The following is a 19,114-nucleotide window of genomic DNA, read 5'->3' as shown; positions in this document are numbered from 1 at the left end:
CACAAGTCCGAGGCCAAATCGCCTCGATCATGGGCTCGAAACTTCCGCCGCCTCAATCAGGCTCGCGCAGCCGGTAGCCGACACCTGTCTCGGTGGTGATATAGTGCGGCTGATCGGGAATCTCTTCGATCTTCTGCCGAAGCTGGCGGACATAAACGCGCAGATACTGCACATCGGCCGCCGGCCCCCAGATCTGCTTCAGCAGGAATTGGTGCGTTAGCACCTTGCCGGCATGCTGGGCGAGCACGCGCAGGATGTCGTATTCCTTCGGCGACAGCTTGATCTCCTTGCCATCGACCTTGACGATACGCTTGACGAGATCAATGGAAAGACCGCCGGTCTGGAAAATCGCCTTCTCGCCCTGCTGCTGCAGGCGATGGCGCAGCGCCACACGGATGCGGGCAGCAAGCTCGTTGACGCCGAAAGGCTTGGTCACATAATCGTCGGCGCCACTTTCGAGCGCCTTGACGATGCCAGCTTCGTCGGTGCGGCTTGACAGGATGACCACCGGGATCTGCACCCCATCCTCGCGCCAACCGAGCAACAGATCCTGGCCTGATTTATCCGGCAGGCCGAGATCAAGCACGATCAGATCGGGCTGGTCTTCGTCGATCGACGCCTGGGCTGACGCGGCGCTCTGTGCCTCATTGACGACGTAGCCCTGGGCACCGAGGCCCACGCGCAGCAATTTGCGGATTGGCGGCTCGTCATCGACAACGAGAATCTTGACGGCAGTGGTGTTCATTTCAGTTCATCCAGCTTCGGGACATCTGTTGGTTTCGGCAGGCGGATGGTGAAAACTGCCCCTTGCCGATCCGTTCTGTTGCCGGCGGCGATCGTGCCGCCCATCGCCTCGATGAAACCGCGGCAGATGGACAAGCCAAGCCCGGTTCCGGCACGCACTTGGTCGCCCTTGCGTACCCGATAGAAGGTATCGAAGACGCGTTCGAGGTCGGCGGGCGGGATGCCTGGTCCCTCGTCCATCACGCGGAAGACGATATTGTCTATATCGGCCCAGGCCTCCAGGCGAATGGCCGATGCTTCCGGCGCATATTTGGCGGCGTTGTCGAGCAGGTTGAACAGCACCTGTTCGAACAAGACCGGATCGACCTTCACCATCGGCAGATCAACGGGCATCCGCACGTCGACGCGATGATGTGCCAGGATTTTTTCCGCCCGCCGCAGCGCACTGCCGACGATATCGCCGCCATAATGCAGAGCATAATTCGGCTCCATTGCACCGGACTCGATCTTGGTCATGTCAAGCAGATTGGCGATGAAGCGGTTGAGGCGTTCGGATTCGTCGATGACGGTCGACAGGAGATCGACGCGATCTTCGTGTGGCAGGGTTTCCAGATAGTCGCGCAAGGTGCCTGCCGCCCCAAGGATGGCAGCAAGCGGCGTCTTCAAATCATGCGAAATCGAGGTCAACAGAGCCGACCGCAGCCGGTCGGCCTCCACCGCCAGCTTCGCGCGGTCGACATCGGCTACCAGCTGCACGCGCTCGATGGCAAGAGCCGCCTGATCGGCGAGAGCATCGAGCAGCCGCTGTTGCTCCGGCGTCAGAAGCGGGCCGTCGCGGCGGTCGCTATCGAGGCCGATAACGCCGACGGCGGTTCGGCCGGTGCGGAGCGGAACGTAAAGGCGCTTGGCGCCTGGTAGTGTATCTGCGCCACGGCCGGCGGCATGATTATGCTCCCAGGCCCAGCGCGCCGCCGCGATATCGGCGTCGTCGAGCGTGTCGTCGGGCGGATAGCCGGCCTTGACGGCGATCGTGCCATGTTCGGGCAAGAGCAGGACGACGCGCAGCTTGAGCATCGACGCCAGCTGGAAAGCGGTTGCCCATAGAACGTCGTCCAGCGTGCCTGTGCCGGCAAGCTTCTTGGAGAAGAGATAGAGATCTTCCGTCGTTCGCGCCCGTTGCCGCGCCGCCGCCGCCTGGCGCTGCACCGTCGCCGTCAGGTTACTCGCAATGACCGCGACACCAAGGAAGAAGAAAAAGGCAAGCACGCTTTCGGGATCGCTGATCGTCAGCGTATAGCGCGGCGGCAGGAAGAAGAAGTTGAAGGCAAGAGCACCGAGAAAGCAGGAATAAAGTGCTGGACGCAGGCCCTGGGTCACGGCGCTTACCAGCACCGCCATCAGGAAGACGAGCGCCAGATTGCGCACGTCAAGCACCTGATCGAGGATGACGCAAAAGCCCAGCGCGATGGCGACATAGAGCGTTGCCAGAACATAGCCGCGGAGTTGGAAAGGTGGCGATGAGGGTGCCACTTTGACGCCACGCCCTGCAGCCTCGCCATCCGCTTCGCTGCCGGAAATGACATGGACGCTGATGTCCCCGGCCTTGCGAATGAGATCATAAGAAACTGAGCGGCGAGACCAATCACGCCAGGAACCGATTTTCGGCGAACCGATGACGATGTGGGTCACGTTGTTGCTCGCCGAATGACGAAGCAGCTCCTCCGCCACTTCCCGACCCGGAAGTGTGATTGCTTCACCGCCAAGCTGCTCGGCGAGCCGCAGCGTTGCGGCGATCGTGTCGCGCTGCGCCTCGCTCAAACTGATCGAGCGGTTGGTCTCGACATAGACGGCTGCCCAGGGCGCCCGCAGGCGCGCGGCCATGCGCGCGGCATAGCGCACAAGCGCGGCCGAGCGCGGGTGGTGATCGATGGAAACGAGCACGCGCTCGCCGGCAGCCCAAGGTCCCTGGATCGCATGCGCCTGCATATGGGTTAGCAGCTGGTCGTCGACGCGCTGGGCGGTGCGTCGCAGCGCGAGCTCCCGCAAGGCCGTCAGGTTGCCTGGCGTGAAATAGTTGGTCAGCGCGCGCTCGGCCGTCTTCGATACGTAGACTTTGCCGTCATGCAGCCGCTTGATGAGATCGTCCGGGGTCAGATCGATGATCTCGACATCATCGGCCATGTCGATGATCGAATCCGGCACCGTCTCGCGCACACGGATGCGGGTAATCTGCGAAACGACGTCATTCAGGCTTTCGACATGCTGGATATTCAACGTCGTGTAGACGTCGATGCCGCGTTCAAGCAACTCCTTGACATCGAGGTAGCGTTTGGGATGCCGGCTGCCATGCGCATTGGTATGAGCAAGTTCGTCGACCAGCACCAGGTCGGGACGGCGCTTTAGAATGGCATCGAGATCCATCTCCTCGAGCGCCCTACCCTTATAGTCGACATTGATGCGCGGTACGATCTCGAATCCTTCGAGCAGGGCCTGTGTCTCTCGGCGGCCATGGGTCTCGACGACACCGACCACGACATCGACGCCGTCGGCAATCTTCGCCCTGCCCGACATCAGCATCTCATAGGTCTTGCCGACGCCCGGTGCCGCTCCGAGGAATATCTTTAACCGACCGCGCGTCTCGGCCCGCGCCTTCTCGAGAAGCGCATCAGGAGAAGGCCTGCTCAACATATCGCGGCTGTCGTCTGCCATTCGCTGGTTGTCTTTCCTGATAAGGTTGAGACGGCACGAACCGTCTCAACCTCTTCAACTTATTGAGTCATAGAAGCATCGAGCGCCCGGTTCAATGCCAGCACATTGACCACAGGTTCCCCGAGAACGCCGAGCTCCCGCGGCTCTATGGCTGCCTCGACGAGCGACTTGACCTTGGCCTCATCCATGCCGCGAGCCTTGGCGACACGCGGCACCTGGAAATAGGCGGCTTCGGGCGAGATGTCCGGGTCGAGACCGCTGCCCGAAGTGGTGAGCAGATCGATCGGAACCGGCGTATTCGGGTTCTGCGCCTGCAATGTCGCGGCATCCCCCTTGATACGTGTGATCAGGCTCGAATTGGTCGGGCCAAGATTGGAAGCGCCGGAATTGGCCGCGTTATAGGGTACGGAAACCGATTTGGTCGGATCGTTTGGGTCGGCGCCGGTCGTGGCTGATGGACGCCCGTGGAAATACTTATCCGCCGTAAAATTCTGGCCGATAAGACTGGAGCCGATCACCTTGCCATCCTTCTCCACCAGGCTGCCATTGGCCTGGTGCGGAAAGAGCGCCTGGGCGACGCCGGTCATAGCAAGCGGATAGGCAAGGCCGGTCAAAACGGTCGTGGCGACGATCATGACGATGGCGGGTCTGATTTGTTTCAACATGAGAGAAACTCCTTAGGCGAGGCCAATGGCGGTAATCGCCATGTCGATGGCCTTGATGCCGATGAAAGGAACGATGATGCCGCCGAGGCCGTAGATCAGCAGGTTGCGGCTGAGCAGCGCGCCGGCGCCGATCGGGCGGTAGCGGACACCCTTCAGCGACAGCGGGATCAGCGCGACGATGATGAGCGCGTTAAAGATGATGGCCGAGAGAATGGCGCTTTGCGGCGTTGCCAGTCCCATGACGTTCAGCATCTTCAGCTGCGGGTAGAAGGCGATGAACATGGCCGGGATGATGGCGAAATACTTGGCGATGTCGTTGGCGATGGAGAAGGTGGTCAACGCACCGCGCGTCATCAGCAGCTGCTTGCCGATCTCGACGATCTCGATCAGCTTCGTCGGGTCGCTGTCGAGGTCGACCATGTTGCCGGCTTCGCGAGCGGCCACCGTACCGGTGTTCATGGCAACGCCGACATCGGCCTGGGCGAGTGCCGGCGCATCGTTTGTGCCGTCGCCGCACATGGCGACCAGCTTGCCCTGTGCCTGCTCCTGACGCATCAGCGCCAGCTTCATCTCAGGCGTCGCCTGTGCGAGGAAGTCGTCGACGCCGGCTTCGGCGGCAATGGCGGCAGCCGTCAGCGGATTGTCGCCCGTGATCATCACGGTGCGGATGCCCATGCGGCGCAGCTCCGCAAAACGCTCACGGATGCCGCCCTTGACGATATCCTTGAGATGGATGACGCCGAGCAGACGGCCGTCACGAGCAACGGCAAGCGGCGTACCACCGGCTTTGGCGATCTCGTCGGCGATCACCTGCAGCTCACGCAGCGTTTCACTGGTCGTGCGGGACATAACGGCAGTACCTTCGTGACTGCCGTTAGCAGCACCTTCGACATAGGCGATGACAGCGTCAACGGCACCCTTGCGGATCGAGGAGCCATCGAGATCAACGCCGCTCATACGGGTCTGGGCGGTAAAGGGAACGAAAGTCGCCTTCAGGCTCGTCATGTCGCGGCCACGGATCGCATATTTCTCCTTGGCAAGCACGACGATCGAGCGTCCCTCCGGCGTCTCGTCGGCAAGAGAGGCAAGCTGCGCGGCATCGGCGAGATCCTGCTCGCTGACACCACGGACGGGGCGGAAGGCGGTCGCCTGACGGTTGCCAAGCGTGATCGTGCCGGTCTTGTCGAGAAGCAGCGTATCGACGTCGCCGGCGGCCTCGACGGCGCGGCCGGACATGGCAAGCACGTTGAAGCGCACCAGACGGTCCATGCCAGCAATGCCGATCGCCGAAAGCAATGCACCAATCGTGGTCGGGATCAGCGTCACGAAGAGCGCAACGAGCACGACCGTCTGGATCGAACCGCCGGCATAGGCGGCGAAGCTCGGGATAGTGACGGTCGCGAGCACGAAGATCAGCGTCATGCCGGCCAGCAGGATGTTGAGCGCGATTTCGTTGGGCGTCTTCTGCCGTTCGGCACCTTCGACCAGCGCGATCATACGATCAATGAAGGTCGATCCGGCTGCCGCCGTGATACGGACGCGAATCTCGTCCGACAGAACCTGCGTACCGCCAGTCACAGCCGAGCGATCGCCGCCCGATTCCCGGATGACGGGCGCGGATTCGCCGGTGATCGCGGCTTCGTTGACAGAGGCGACACCTTCGATGACCTCACCATCCGAAGGGATGATATCGCCGGCTTCGACCAGGACGACATCGCCAACCTTCAGGCTGGTGCCGGGCACCATCTTGTAATCGGTGCGGTTGTTGCCGACGAGCAGCTTCGCCTGAGTTTCGGTGCGCGACTTGCGCAGCGAATCCGCCTGCGCCTTGCCGCGGCCTTCGGCAACGGCTTCGGCGAAATTGGCGAACAGCACCGTGAACCAGAGCCAGATATTGATCTGCAGCGAGAAGGCGAGATTGCCACCGCCGGTAACGAGGTCGCGCAGGAAGAGGACGGTCGTCAGCATCGAAACGACGGCGACCACGAACATGACGGGGTTCTTGGCGAGGGTGCGCGGGTTCAGTTTCTTTAACGAAGCGCCGATCGCCGGAACGAGGATGCGAGAATCCAGAATACTCGCTGATTTTAACTGGCTCATAAGAGGCTCCAGCGTGAAGAGGAAAACGTCAGATCGGAACGCCGCCGATCAGCCGATCAAAAATCCGAAGACGACAAGGCCGAGGAACAGGGCAACCATCGCCAGCAAAATGGCATCGGACGCGCAGGTCATTCCGGCCGAGCCACGCCCCCTGTCGAAGGGGCGTGGGTCGATAACTTTTCTAAGCTTGCCTAGAAGCGATTGGCTCATGGCCGTCATTCCTTAGAAGGTCTGGCCTGCGATCATCGACAGATGTTCGACGATCGGTCCGAGCGCCAGCGCCGGGAAGAAGGTCAAACCGCCGACGATCAGGATCGTACCAACAAGCAGACCAACGAAGAGCGGACCATCCGTTGGGAAGGTGCCGGCCGAGGCAGGAACCGTCTTCTTGCTGATCAGGGAACCGGCAATCGCAAGGGCCGGAACGATGACCAGGAAGCGGCCGATCAGCATGACGATACCGAGCGTGATATTGTACCAGGGGGTATTGCCAGTCAGGCCGCCGAAGGCCGAACCGTTGTTTGCCGCTGCCGAGCTATAGGCATAGAGGATTTCCGAGAAGCCGTGCGGACCGGCATTGGCGATCGAGGCTACGGCGGAAGGCAATACCGCGGAAATCGCCGTGAAGATCAGCATGCCGAAAGGCAGGCAAAGCACGGCAAGCATTGCCATCTTCACTTCCTTGGCCTCGATCTTCTTGCCGAGATATTCCGGTGTGCGCCCAACCATCAGGCCTGCAACGAAGATAGCGATGACGACGAACATCAGGATGCCGTAGAAACCGGCGCCGACGCCGCCGACGATGACTTCGCCAAGTTGCAGATTGATGAGCGGGATCAGGCCGCCGATCGCCGTGAAGCTGTCGAGCATGCCATTGACCGCGCCGCAGGATGCGGCGGTCGTGATGACCGCGAAGAGCGAGGAGGCAGCAATCCCGAAGCGGGCTTCCTTGCCTTCCATATTGCCACCCTGGATGCCGAGCGCATGCACAAGCGGATTGCCTGCCGCTTCAGCCCAATAGGTGACGATCACGCCGGCGATGAACAGCGTGCCCATCGCAGCCAGGATCGCCCAGCCCTGCCGCTGGCTGCCGACCATGCGGCCGAAGACGTTGGTTAGCGCCGCGCCGATGGCGAAGATCGCCAGCATCTGCAGAAGGTTGGAAATAGCGTCCGGATTTTCAAAAGGATGCGCCGAGTTGGCATTGAAGAAGCCACCACCATTCGTGCCGAGCATCTTGATGGCAAGCTGCGAGGCAACGGGGCCAACGGCGATCGTCTGCTGCGCGCCTTCGAGCGTCGTGGCATTGACATAGGGGCCGAGCGTCTGCGGCACACCGAGATAGACGAAAGCAATCGTCAGCACGATGCAGATCGGCAAGAGGACGTAGAGCGTCGCGCGGACCATATCGACCCAGAAGTTGCCGATCGCCTTGCCCGAGGCACGTGCGAAAGCACGAATCAGCGCAATGGCAATGGCAATGCCGGTTGCCGCAGACACGAAGTTCTGCACCGTCAGGCCGGCCATCTGCACGAGGTAAGACATCGTGCTCTCGCCGCCGTAATTCTGCCAATTGGTGTTGGTGACGAAGCTCGTTGCCGTGTTGAAGGACAGTTCCGGGCCGACTGCGGTCATGCCGGCCGGATTATACGGTAGGCTGCCTTGCAGTCGCTGCAGAGCGTAAAGAACGAGGAAACCCGCGAGGCTGAACAGCAGCATGGAGACAGAATAGGTCGTCCAGTGCTGCTCTTCGCGTTCATCCGTGCCGGCCAAACGATAAAGCCCCCGTTCCACAGGACGGAGGACGAAAGAGAGGAAGGTGCGCTCGCCGGTAAAGACACGCGTCATGTAACCGCCGAGCGGTTTGACGAGCAGGAGAAGGATCCCGATATAAATGAGGATCTGAAGCCATCCGTTGAAGGTCATGGAGGTAACTTTCCCTATCCAGCGCTATCAGAAGCGCTCGGGGCGAATGAGAGCATAGACCAGGTAGACGGTGAGAAAGATCGTCACGCCGCCACCGAGAATGTAATCGAGAAGCATTGCCGTCTCTCCGACTAGAGGCTGTCGCAGGCCTTGGTATAAGCGACACAGAGGAGGAAGAATAAAACGCCGATCCCGACAAGAATAATGTCCATCATTGATCGCGATTCCTTGATTGTTATTGTTGAATGCAGAAATGATGGAGAGCGCCCTTGCTCAGAGCGCCTCTTTTTCCTGCCGACCTGGAAGATCACTTGGGGAGCATCTTCCAGACGTAATATGCGACCGAACCGCATTAAGGTTCGAGACGGCGGAAAAGCGGAAGATATAAAAATCTTATAAATGCCGGGGCGGATGATGACGGTCTAAAACTATGTTCATACGCGAAGCGGATGCCTGCCTGCATTGCCGAACTCGCTCGAAGAAGGAGGCATATTCCGCGGGCGTGGGGCCGTTATTTTATTGAATTTCCTGAACGATCCGCACAGGACATTTAAGATGCTTCATCGATCTCAACCACCTTCCATGATTGCATCATTCCATATGCAAAAAATCTAATATAGAAAGATTTGGCATAGCCAGATATTAAGACCGCATGGATGGCGCTTGATGCGGCATACTGGCGGTGATTAAGTCCGAGGGCGAGTTGGCCTGCACTCCGACAGTCTTGCTCCCGACCATTCGACCGCAAGCCAAAGAAATGCGCGCAAGTGACGACCAGCATCAGACATATCGCCAAACTTGCGGGAACGTCCGTCTCGTCGGTCTCGCGCGTGCTGAACAACAGTGGCTATGCCTCTCCGGAACTCCGAGAGCGCGTGGAAGCAGCCATTCGCACGCTCAATTACACGCCAAGCAAGGGTGCGAGGATGCTTCGCGGCGCGCCGAGCCGCATGATCGGCCTTATGCTGCCTTCCATCGACGTACCCTTCTTTGGCATCCTTGCTCACGCCATCGAGCAGGAATTGTTCCGGCGCGGCTATCAGACGTTGATCTGCAGCACCGCCGAAAACATGGATCACGAGGCGCGCTATATTTCCATGCTGCTGTCTCAGCGCGTCGACGGCGTCATCGTTGCGAGCGCCTTCGGCAGCACGGAGCATTTCGAGGCGTTGAGTGAGGCCCATATCCCGATCGTCGCCATCGACCGCGAGCTTCCCGGAATAGCCGGCGAGGCCGTCATGGCCGATCACGAGGAAGGCGGACGATTGATGGCCCGTCACCTGATCGAACTCGGTCATCGCGCAATCGGCATTGTCGGCGCTCCCGCCCATAGCCAGCCTGTCCAGCTTCGCCTTCTCGGCATCACGGCTGAAATGGCTGGAAACGGCATGGCTCCCGCCGCAATAGCCATGGCCGAGGAGCACAGCTTCGCGGCGACCTATCCGCTCGCAAGGGAGTTGCTGGCATCTCGGCCCGAACTGACTGCTATCATCGGCACGACGGATATTTCGGCGATTGCCGCAATCCACGCCGTTCAAGATCACGGCTTTTCCGTGCCTCGCGACTATTCGGTGATCGGTTTCGACGATCTGCCGGAGGCGGCCTATGTCTTTCCGCGGCTGACGACCATCGGCCAACCGATCCGCGGCGTCGGCGAGCAGGCGGTCCGGCGACTGGAGGCCCTGATCGGTGAAGACCAGGTCGATGGCGAGCCGCGAATGGACAGCCTCATCAAAGTGCCTGTCACCTTGATCCGGCGCGACTCCACCGACTTCGTTCGCACATGAATGCAAGCAGCGCTCAGGGCCGGACGATGACCTTGATTTCGCCGGCCAACGGAGCGCTGCCGACCACGCTTGCAACATCCTCAAGGCCAATCGTCTTCGTAACAAGCGAATCCAGCTCCAGAATCCCACTTGCCACCATGGCAGCGGCGCGAGCGTGGGTGAATGGATTGAGATAGGCTGGCCTGATCTCGACTTCATTGACGAGCAGATCGAACGGCAGAACGGGCACTTGGAGGCCCGCAGGCGTCACGCCGAACAGCACAAAGGCACCGCCGCGCCGCACCATCCGGACGCCGGTCTGGAGCGTCTCGGGCACGCCGGCGCATTCTATGACGACATCCACACCGCCGCCGGTCGCATCCCGCACGGCAGCAACGGCATCGGTCGCCGTCGGATCGAGGGCCTGTGTTGCACCCAGGCGCAAAGCTGCTTCCCGCCGTGACAGCTGCCTCGTGATCAGGATGATCTGGTCAGCGCCTGCGAGGCGCGCCAGTTGGACCATGAGCAAGCCAATGACACCACCGCCCAATATGGCGACGCTGTCGCCCGGACGGATTTGTGCCTTGTCGATGGCATGGATGCAGCAGGCCAGCGGCTCGCAGAAGGCGCCATGAACGGGATCGAGATCCGGAGGCAGTATGAACGCCTGTCCGCAGGGAAGCGCGACATATTCGGCAAAGCCGCCATCGCGCGTTACACCGATAGCCGTGAGGTTGGCGCAGAGATTTGGCCGCCCGCGCCGACAGGCGGGGCATGTGCCACAAGCGATATTTGGGTCTATGGTTACGAGTTCACCACCCACGAATGAGGTAACGCCCTCGCCCACCTCCTCGACGAGGCCGCAGAACTCGTGGCCCAAGGTCACGGGGATCGCCGTCGGATATTCGCCCTTGTACATGTGCCGGTCTGACCCGCAGATGCCGGCGGCCAGCACCCGCACGACAATCTCTCCCGGACCGGCGCTCGGCTTCTCGACCATATGCATGGTCATATCGCCGATTGCTTCCAAACGGACTGCCCTCATTCGCCTCCTCCAAGCGTAAAAATTTTATTCGCTCGCTATCGCGCCGCTCCCATCGGCACTATAGCACTCAATGATGCGCGTTGCCGCTCCTCAGCGGTGCGCTAGACATCGGCGAGCTGCATCTCCTTTATATCCTCCAGAAGTGCCGCCATGTGGGGAATGCCATCCGTCGCGGTTGCCCCTCTCAGGCAACGCGCAGCGGCAGCATGTGCAGCAGCGCAGATGCGCTCGACGGGCCAGTCCTCATGCAGACCGTAAAGTACAGCGGCGCAGAAAGCATCACCAGCGCCGACGGTACTGACGATTTCAGCCGGATCGACTGGCCGGGAGCGTGAGACAATTGGCTTCACGCCCGGTGCAAACCAGAAACAGATTTCCGGAGCGTGAATGATTGCGCCCTTGGCGACACCCCGCGCCAACAGCTGCTCACCCGCCGCCAACAGTGCGGCGTCGTTCAACTCCCCTTTCGTGTCTCGCACGGTCACGCCGGTTGCCCGCCCTGCTTCGATTTCATTGATGACAAGATAATCGCAATAGGGCAGCGCCGCGCCAACCTTTGCCGCGAATTCCGGATCCTCACTGGAGACGAAATCGACGCAAGTGATCAGGCCGGCATTGCGCGCGGCCTCTAGCAGGCGCGATGCTCCGGATCGGCCATCCGCATCGAGCATGTCGAGACCAGGCAGGAGCATCAGATAGCCGAGATAGAACAGCCAGTAACCGGCGTTGGCAAAGGTCGCGGGCGAGAGGAGCGCGTCCGTCACCGCATCATTGGCACCGCCGTGATAGAAGAAAGTGCGGTTCTGCCCCGGCACGTTCATGACATGCGTATGGGCTGTTGCGCGGTCGGGAAGCTCCCGCAGACCGCTTGCATCGATACCGGCGCTCTGAAGCCGCGCCTTGACGATCCCGCCATCGATATCCGCGCCGATACAGCCGGCGGCGGCAAGCTTCCCGGGAAAGCCGAGGGAGGCGAGATCGGTGACGACATTGGCGGCCCCGCCGCCAACGCCCACATCCTGATGCTGAATATAAGCAAGATTACCCTGCTCGGGCCAGTAGGACAGCGTATGGACACGGTCGACGATGAAGTTTCCCGCGCAGACGACACCTCCCTTGTCCTTCTTTTCGCCGTCGCGAACCTCCTCCCCGGTCCGCATCAGCCACCTGCCTCATTCCATAGAGGCCTGAGCGGCGGCTCGTCCTCCTCGATCGCGGCGAAGCGCCCGATCGGTTCCAGAAAGTAATTGTCGCTATTGTCGTCATTGACCTGGCTGACTTCGCCGGCGAAGACCGGACCGCCGCCTTTGCGGCCGTAGAAGCGATGATAGAGCCCGGTGGGGATCGTCACGCTCCGGCCAGGAGAAAGAACCAACGGCTCCCAGGCCGCAAGTTTTTTCGGCAAGCCGTCGACCGGGACGGTCACGTCATCCTGCAGCACATTGCCCTCGGCATCGGTCGCAGCGAATTCAACGACGAGATCGCCGCCGGCCCTGTTGATGATGTCTTCCATCTTCGCCTGGTGACGATGGGTCGGCGTGACCTGCCCTTCCTCAACGAAAAGCAGCTTTTCGGCATAGGTGCGGTCGCCTTCGACACCGACGATGCCGTTGCGCAGGCAGAAGAGCACGAGGCCGCATTCGGCAAAACGGCTCGAGCCGAAATCAGTGACATCCCACCCCAGCTGATGACTACGCAGATAGCGCGCCGCCTCCGGATTTGCAGCGAAGTCCGCCGCGGTCCAATAACCCCACTCTGGCAGCGACCAGCGCCAATGGTCTACGATTTTGCTTGCGCGCCGCAGCGCTTCATTGATTTCCGAGCGCTTCATCGGACAGTCGCTCCTTCGTAATCGACCGGCACGACGATATTTTCACGGCCGGATTTCAGTGCCGCCGTCAGCACTGCGTGATGCGCCTGCGCCTCTTCCGGCGTGGCACAGGTAAAGCCGTTGGCGTTTCCGCCCGCCAATTCATCGACGAAGGCAGCCCACATTTGCTGGATGGCATCGGCGAAGCCGAATTCGAAGATCTTGCCTGTTATCGCCGGGAAGAGCGAGCCGTATCCCAAATCTTCGGTACTCCAGGCCTGCACGCCGCCGGTATAATCCATCCACTGCCATTGTCGCGGCGATTTGGTGGTGAAGAAGGCGCTCTTTTTCATGCCAAGGATGCGAATATACCAGGTATTGGCCTCACCCGGTGCAATACGCCAGGTCTTCAAAACCATCGGAAAATCCTGACCGCCCGTACTGACGCGAGTGCTGATCGTCGCATTGTCCCAGGTCGTACACGGCACTATCCCGCCCTTGCCATCCGGGCGCTCGGTGATCTTCTTGACCAGCTGCGCGTGCAGTGTCTGCGGACGCCAACCGAGCCGCAGCGGTACATGCAGCACATGCATGCCGAGATCGCCCATACAGCCGTATTCGCCATTGATATCGGCCATGCGCTTCCAGTTGATTGGCTTTTGCCTGTCGATGTCGGAAGAATGCAGGAAACCAGCCTCGACTTCGAGGATATCACCCATCTCACCGCTTTCGGCGAGCGCGATGACCTTCTGCGCTCCAGGGAAGAAAGGCATTTCCGACGAGCAGCGAACCAGAAGCTTTGGGTTCTCGGCAAGCACCGCCATGATCTCGCGGTTCTGTACCGCATCCATACCGAACGGCTTTTCGCCCAGCAGATGCTTTCCGGCCTTCAGGATATCGACGTAAAACTGTTTATGCAGCACATGCGGCACGGCGCAATAGACCGCGTCAACATCCGGATTGGCGAGCAGCTCCTTATAATCGCCCGTGAATTGCCGGACCGACGGCGCATTGTCCTTGAACCAGTCGAGCAGCGCCGCATTGGTGTCGCAGACGGCAACGATTTCGGGCCGTGCCCTCGTGTCAGCAAGATGCAGCCAGCGTGCGGCGGCGCTGGCGAATTCACGCCCCATCAGGCCGCAGCCGATGACGCCGAAGCGGAATACCTTCTTCATGTTTCCTCCTCCCAGGATGCGTCAGGCGAGATGCCGCGAGGCATCTTCGACGGAAGCCTCCTCATGGACGATCGCCATCAGGGCGCGCGTCATGCCGGCCGGATTATCGTGCTGGATGACGTTGCGGCCATAGACGATACCGCGGGCGCCCTGCCCCATCAGCTGTTTCGTACGTGAAAGGATTTCCTGATCCGAGACGCGGCCGCCGCCACGCACCAGTACGGGCAAGCCCTGAGCGATCTCGATGACGCGGTGATATTCCCGCACGTCGTCACAGGGATCGGCCTTGATGATGTCGGCGCCAAGTTCGGCAGCCTGACGTACCAGCGGCAGGATCTTGTCGATCGCCCCATCGACCATGTAGGCGCCCTTGGAATTATCCTGCATGACCAGCGGCTCGACCATTAGGGGCATACCGTAAATCTCACATTCGCGCTTCAGGCTGTTCACGTTGCGCACGCAGGCGCGATAAACTTCCGGCTGGTCCGGCAGCATCAAAAGATTGACGACGACGCAGGCGGCATCGAGTGCGACGGCCTGCTCCACGCCTCGGTCGATCATTTCGGAAAACAGCGCCGATGGCAGCGGATTGCCATAGATATTGGCGATATCGGTCCGCAGCACCAGAGCCGGGCGATGTTTGCCAGGGATTGCCTGCAGAATAGGCGCAGTGCCCGGCGGGAGCTGGATGGCATCGGGCGCGGCATCGGCAATCACCTTGATCGCTGTCCTCATATCCTCGATGCCGGCGAGAAAGGTCCGTTCATTGAACATGCCATGGTCTATGGCGACGTCGAAACAATTTCCGGACACGCCGAACAGGCGGTTGAGCCGCGCGGATTTCATCTATATCCTCCCGATGTGGTAACGTTTCCACATCAGCACATTAGAGGACAGATTTGGCGAGTCAAGGCGGATGCCGCATCGTCTTCGGCACCGGCTCGACGTCTTCAGGTTTAAAGGATGAGAACAATCAGTTTATGGATATGACCAGCCGCCCGCGATCCCTCGCGAGGCGGCTCTGCGGAAGCCACGCAGATCAGTGCAGCTCCGTTCCCTGGATCGCTGAAAGCGTCCAGTCCGAACCCGGCTTGCGCACGAAGGTCCAGAGTTCCGTCGTTTCCGAAGGGTTGCGATCGTCGCCGTCGACGAGTTTCCCGGTCGCGCGATCGACCATCGCGTCGATGCTCGAATAGCGCATGGCAAGCGTCGCATATTCGGCATTGCCCTCGCGCCACGCTTCGGCGATATCGCCTTGCAGCAGCCGGACGTCGGAAACGCTGTTGCGCACGCCGCTGGTCGCGTTTTCCCCAAGTTCTTCGGCGAGGTAGGACATCGCCTCCGGCGTGGTCAGCCGGCGCAGCGTGGCATAGTCTTCCTTACCATAGGCCGACTGGATTTCTGTCAGAAGGTGCTCGAAGCGATCGAGATCGGCCTGCTGCAACCCGATCTCGTCATTGGCTTGGCGCGCCTTCGGCGCGGCCGCCGCTCCACCGCCGATAGACGGGATGGAGAAGGAAGGGCGCGGGGAAACACCTGCGTTGTTCATCGGATTCATATTGTAGGACGTGCCCGATCCCGGTGCTGCATATTGTGTCCGCTGGCGGTTTGCGAAGAAACGCATGGCAAAACTGATCAGCAACACGATCAGACCGATCTGCAGCAGCATGCCGAGGAAGCCGATGCCGCCGCCGAAACCGTGACCGAGCATCATGCCCAGAAGACCGCCGGCGATCAGGCCACCGATCATCGACCCACCGAAGCCGCCGAAAAGACCTGGACGCTGCGGCGCGCCGAGCGGCGGCTGCGTCGTCGTTTGCTGCTGCGGCCGCTGCGTCATCGACCGGTCGATCGGGGCAGCCTGCGTAGGTGCCGTCCGCGTTATGGCCGGGGTATCAAAGGTGCGCGTTCCGCGGCTTCCGAAGCCGCTGGATCCAGCTCGGCGTGCATCGGCAGCGTCAAAGGTCGCTAAAGACGACGCGGCGGCAAGGACGACGATGGCTGCGATCTTGGCAAAACGCGGTACTGCACTGAACATTGGCTCTCCTGTCATAGGGCAGAAAGACTAATCCGCCCCTATATGGGGATGCCTGTTCGTGATTGTAAGGCTGCGATTTTAAGTTGGTGCAAGTTTCAGATTTCAATCCAGAGCAAGCCAGCCGCGCGAGCATGCGGATGACTGGCCACACCCTTCGAAGACGATCCTAATCTTCATCCGCTCCTTCGATCAAACCGTCATAGACTTCCATCATCGCATTGGTGATGGCCTGGCCAAGTGCGTTACCGGCCGCGCGGACATCATCCTCCGTGCCGTCCCGTGCGGCTCTTGCCAATTCAAAGCCCTCATCGCTGATGATCTGCTTTGCGACCTCGATGGCCCAAAGCCCGAAATCACCGCGGTTGTCTATCTTGATCTCGTGTTCCATTGTCCGTTCCACCTATTGATCACAGCCAAGCCTCTATAGACCTGCCGGGCAAAAGGCCAGTTTCAATGACTCCATTACCGCTCGCATCCGTATGGTGAAGGGGGCCGGAGCTCTGATTCCGGTTCTTTCCGCAGATTCGCAGGCGTCTGCGGATAGCGCTGACCGCTCTCCTATCGGCCGGCCTAACAGAGGCCTTGATTGGAAAATCGCTTGCGGAAAGCGTTCGAAATGGCCTCGATGCGTCGGAACCTGTGGAAATACGGGCATTCTAGGCCTTTCCGGCCCGGACTCCAGGTGACAATGGACATCGGCAATGGAAATGATTCCACCGTCATCAATGCGGGGGAAGCCTCATGACCACCACCAATGAAATTGCAGACAAGATTGCTGCAGACCACAAGCTTACCAAAGTCCAGAGCAAGGCGATTGTCGAAGCCGTCTTTGCAGCCATTACCGGAGCCGCAACATCCGGCGCCGAAACCTCGATCCCGGGCTTTGGCAAGTTCAAAGTCAAGGATACGCCGGCGCGCGAAGCACGCAACCCGGGAACGGGCGCAACCATCAAGGTTGCAGCATCGAAGAAGCTCGCCTTCACGCCGGCCAAGGCGCTGAAGGATGCGCTCAACAAGTAATCCGGATCGTTAGGATCCCACAGTTCAACGGCCGGCTCTATTTGTTAGAGCCGGCCGTTTGCGTTTTCAAACGAAGGCGACCGCGCTTGCTGATCGCATCGAAGGGCTGGTCAACGCGTATCGAGATAGGTCCTCAGCGCCTCAGCCTCATCCGTCTGGATGGCAGAGACGCCGGCATCGACAAGTCTGCCCCAAATCGCAGCAGGATCCTGCAGGGCGGCAGTATCCGTGAAGCCCGCGCAGGAAACGGAATCGAGGGTATTGACCCACAGGCGCATACCCGCATCCACAAAAAGCGCCTTGCGGACCGCGAGCTGGTCAAGACTGTCGAAGTAGATTTCACAGAGCAGCGGCTTGAGCTGACGGAGAAGATCAAGCTGGCTCTCGGCATCCGCAGAACCGAGGCGTGTTTTCGCCATGAGAAGTACCATCTCCGGCGACACGTTGCTCTGGATCCAGGCGAGATCGTCCGAGGTTTTCAGATCGCTCCAGAAGTCGACCTGCCGATCGACGCCCATCGCCCGGGCGCAGGCGATCACGCCGGGGATCATGTCTCTGCGCTTGACATCGAGATGCAGGAAAATGCGACCGCGCGTGAGATCGAAGACGTCCTTCAGGCTCGGCAGCTTTTCATCGGTCATCCGGTTCGCCTCGCCGCCATCACGATCGCGCAGGTTCAGGTTCGACAATTGCTGCAGCGTCAACTCCTCCGCCTCTCGGGCGAGGCCAGCCGTTCGCTCGAGCGTATCGTCATGCAGAAGAAAGAACTCGCCATCGCTGCTGCATCGCACATCGATCTCGACCACATCGTAGCCGGCTGAAATCGCCCGCTCGATCGCAAGCAGGCTGTTTTCCGGCGCGGCGCGCCAGATCCCGCGATGAACAACGATCGCACAATCGCGCGAGGGATCGGCGATATAGTCGGCATAGTCCATGATAGGTCCTCATCTCGCGAGAATACGCGCGAATCGCCCGGAACCACACGTCTTCAGCGGGCGTATCATGGGATTTTGACAGATCTGCAAAACGCGATGCCGATGGCTGCCACCGACATCTTAGAACGGCAATCGCAGCCTAATGGCTGCGATCGGAAATGATGGATAAATTATCCAGGCGGCGGAAGATGCAATCTTAGAAATTCCAGTCCTCGTCTTCGGTGGCGACGGCCTTGCCGATGACATAGGACGAGCCGGAGCCTGAGAAAAAGTCGTGGTTTTCGTCCGCATTCGGAGATAGTGCCGAAAGGATGGCCGGATTGACCTTGCAGGCTTCGGCCGGAAAGAGCGCCTCATAACCAAGATTCATCAGCGCCTTGTTAGCGTTGTAATGCAGGAACTTCTTGACGTCCTCAGTCAGGCCGACGCCATCATAGAGCGCCTCGGTGTACTTGGCTTCGTTGTCATAAAGCTCCAGCAGAAGATCGAAGGCGAAATCCTTGATCTCCTGCCTGCGTTCTTCCGAAAGCCGCTCGAGCCCGCGTTGGAACTTGTAGCCGATGTAATAGCCATGCACGGCCTCATCGCGGATGATGAGACGGATCATGTCGGCCGTATTGGTGAGCTTGGCACGGCTCGACCAGAACATCGGCAGATAGAAGCCGGAATAAAACAGGAAGCTTTCAAGGAAGACGCTCGCAACCTTCTTCTTCAAGGGATCGCCGGAGGCATACTGCTCCATGATCAGTGTCGATTTCTTCTGCAGGAACTCGTTCTCCTCCGACCAGCGATAGGCGTCATCGACGTCAGGTGTCAGGCAGAGCGTCGAAAAGATCGACGAGTAGGAGCGTGCATGCACGGCTTCCATGAAGGAGATGTTCGACAGCACCGCTTCTTCATGCGGGGTTACGGCATCGGCCATCAGCTTGACGGCGCCGACACCATTCTGGATCGTGTCGAGCAGCGTCAGGCCGGTGAAGACGCGGATGGTGAGTTGCTGCTCCTCGGGCTTCAGCGTCGCCCAGGATTGAATATCGTTCGACAAAGGCACCTTTTCCGGCAGCCAGAAATTGCCGGTCAGGCGGTTCCAGACTTCGAGATCCCTGTCGTCCTCGATGCGGTTCCAGTTGATGGCGCAAACCCGGCTTGCCGGCTTGAATTGCATGTTCATTTTCATCGTC

Annotated in this window: 18 protein-coding genes; 2 read left to right on the top strand and 16 right to left on the bottom strand. The window is 60.1% G+C overall.

Annotated features, from left to right (window positions below; translation table 11 throughout):
- Positions 1 to 52 precede the first annotated feature (52 nt).
- Genes AC13RC_RS16565 through kdpF form a run of 7 tightly spaced genes read right to left on the bottom strand, consistent with a single transcriptional unit; the run spans position 53 to position 8,261 of the window.
- Positions 53 to 745 carry a response regulator gene (locus AC13RC_RS16565; protein WP_069609971.1) on the bottom strand — a complete coding sequence of 231 codons (693 nt, stop codon included), beginning with the start codon at positions 743 to 745 and terminating at the stop codon, positions 53 to 55.
- Positions 742 to 3,453 carry a sensor histidine kinase gene (locus tag AC13RC_RS16560; RefSeq protein WP_145319802.1) on the bottom strand — a complete coding sequence of 904 codons (2,712 nt, stop codon included), beginning with the start codon at positions 3,451 to 3,453 and terminating at the stop codon, positions 742 to 744. Before AC13RC_RS16560 ends, AC13RC_RS16565 begins: the two co-directional genes overlap by 4 nt.
- Before the next feature lie 59 nt (positions 3,454 to 3,512).
- On the bottom strand, positions 3,513 to 4,118 hold the full coding sequence (locus AC13RC_RS16555) for a K(+)-transporting ATPase subunit C (protein WP_488557830.1): 606 nt from the start codon (positions 4,116 to 4,118) through the stop codon (positions 3,513 to 3,515).
- A gap of 12 nt (positions 4,119 to 4,130) precedes the next feature.
- The gene (gene kdpB / locus AC13RC_RS16550; protein WP_488557829.1) at positions 4,131 to 6,218 is read right to left on the bottom strand and encodes a potassium-transporting ATPase subunit KdpB; all 2,088 of its coding nucleotides are present in this window, start codon (positions 6,216 to 6,218) and stop codon (positions 4,131 to 4,133) included.
- A gap of 48 nt (positions 6,219 to 6,266) precedes the next feature.
- Positions 6,267 to 6,428, bottom strand: a complete 162-nt coding sequence (locus tag AC13RC_RS16545; protein WP_488557828.1) for a hypothetical protein — start codon at positions 6,426 to 6,428, stop codon at positions 6,267 to 6,269.
- 12 nt (positions 6,429 to 6,440) lie between these two features.
- A complete protein-coding gene (gene kdpA / locus AC13RC_RS16540) occupies positions 6,441 to 8,144 on the bottom strand; it encodes a potassium-transporting ATPase subunit KdpA (RefSeq protein ID WP_488557827.1) in 1,704 nt (567 codons plus the stop codon).
- Between the two features lie 27 nt (positions 8,145 to 8,171).
- A complete protein-coding gene (kdpF, locus tag AC13RC_RS16535; RefSeq protein WP_041678183.1) occupies positions 8,172 to 8,261 on the bottom strand; it encodes a K(+)-transporting ATPase subunit F in 90 nt (29 codons plus the stop codon).
- 650 nt (positions 8,262 to 8,911) lie between these two features.
- Between kdpF and AC13RC_RS16530 the strand changes: the two genes are divergently transcribed.
- Complete coding sequence (locus AC13RC_RS16530; protein WP_488557826.1) at positions 8,912 to 9,931, top strand: LacI family DNA-binding transcriptional regulator; 1,020 nt, start codon at positions 8,912 to 8,914, stop codon at positions 9,929 to 9,931.
- 13 nt (positions 9,932 to 9,944) lie between these two features.
- On the opposite strand, the gene AC13RC_RS16525 is transcribed toward AC13RC_RS16530, so the two are convergent.
- The 7 genes from AC13RC_RS16525 to AC13RC_RS16495 all read right to left on the bottom strand — a co-directional run bounded on the left by AC13RC_RS16525 (position 9,945) and on the right by AC13RC_RS16495 (position 16,366).
- Entirely contained in the window at positions 9,945 to 10,955 is a 1,011-nt protein-coding gene (locus AC13RC_RS16525) for a zinc-dependent alcohol dehydrogenase family protein (RefSeq protein ID WP_488557825.1), read from the bottom strand.
- Between the two features lie 101 nt (positions 10,956 to 11,056).
- Positions 11,057 to 12,115: a carbohydrate kinase family protein gene (locus AC13RC_RS16520; RefSeq protein WP_488557824.1), complete on the bottom strand. Its 1,059-nt coding sequence runs from the start codon at positions 12,113 to 12,115 to the stop codon at positions 11,057 to 11,059.
- Positions 12,115 to 12,786 (bottom strand): D-lyxose/D-mannose family sugar isomerase, encoded by a 672-nt coding sequence (locus AC13RC_RS16515; RefSeq protein WP_488557823.1) that lies wholly within the window; start codon positions 12,784 to 12,786, stop codon positions 12,115 to 12,117. Before AC13RC_RS16515 ends, AC13RC_RS16520 begins: the two co-directional genes overlap by 1 nt.
- Positions 12,783 to 13,940: a Gfo/Idh/MocA family protein gene (locus tag AC13RC_RS16510; RefSeq protein WP_488557822.1), complete on the bottom strand. Its 1,158-nt coding sequence runs from the start codon at positions 13,938 to 13,940 to the stop codon at positions 12,783 to 12,785. Before AC13RC_RS16510 ends, AC13RC_RS16515 begins: the two co-directional genes overlap by 4 nt.
- A gap of 21 nt (positions 13,941 to 13,961) precedes the next feature.
- On the bottom strand, positions 13,962 to 14,786 hold the full coding sequence (locus AC13RC_RS16505; protein ID WP_488557821.1) for a class I fructose-bisphosphate aldolase: 825 nt from the start codon (positions 14,784 to 14,786) through the stop codon (positions 13,962 to 13,964).
- A gap of 193 nt (positions 14,787 to 14,979) precedes the next feature.
- The gene (locus AC13RC_RS16500; RefSeq protein ID WP_145319782.1) at positions 14,980 to 15,978 is read right to left on the bottom strand and encodes a Tim44 domain-containing protein; all 999 of its coding nucleotides are present in this window, start codon (positions 15,976 to 15,978) and stop codon (positions 14,980 to 14,982) included.
- A 166-nt stretch (positions 15,979 to 16,144) separates the two neighbouring features.
- Positions 16,145 to 16,366 carry a hypothetical protein gene (locus AC13RC_RS16495; RefSeq protein WP_095437446.1) on the bottom strand — a complete coding sequence of 74 codons (222 nt, stop codon included), beginning with the start codon at positions 16,364 to 16,366 and terminating at the stop codon, positions 16,145 to 16,147.
- Between the two features lie 353 nt (positions 16,367 to 16,719).
- Here AC13RC_RS16495 and AC13RC_RS16490 point away from each other — a divergent pair, with 353 nt between their 5' ends.
- Positions 16,720 to 16,998: an HU family DNA-binding protein gene (locus tag AC13RC_RS16490; RefSeq protein WP_069609985.1), complete on the top strand. Its 279-nt coding sequence runs from the start codon at positions 16,720 to 16,722 to the stop codon at positions 16,996 to 16,998.
- Between the two features lie 110 nt (positions 16,999 to 17,108).
- Here the strand turns inward: AC13RC_RS16490 and AC13RC_RS16485 are convergent, their stop codons facing one another.
- Positions 17,109 to 17,933, bottom strand: coding sequence for a glycerophosphodiester phosphodiesterase family protein (locus AC13RC_RS16485; RefSeq protein ID WP_488557820.1), 825 nt, complete (start codon positions 17,931 to 17,933; stop codon positions 17,109 to 17,111).
- Positions 17,934 to 18,129: 196 nt separating this feature from the next.
- Positions 18,130 to 19,104 (bottom strand): class 1b ribonucleoside-diphosphate reductase subunit beta, encoded by a 975-nt coding sequence (gene nrdF, locus AC13RC_RS16480; RefSeq protein ID WP_488557819.1) that lies wholly within the window; start codon positions 19,102 to 19,104, stop codon positions 18,130 to 18,132.
- Positions 19,105 to 19,114: the final 10 nt, after the last annotated feature.

The organism is Martinezella sp. CNPSo 3890 (assembly GCF_057784455.1).
Note: the sequence above shows the minus strand (reverse complement) of the source record. Positions and strands in the feature narration are given on the sequence as shown.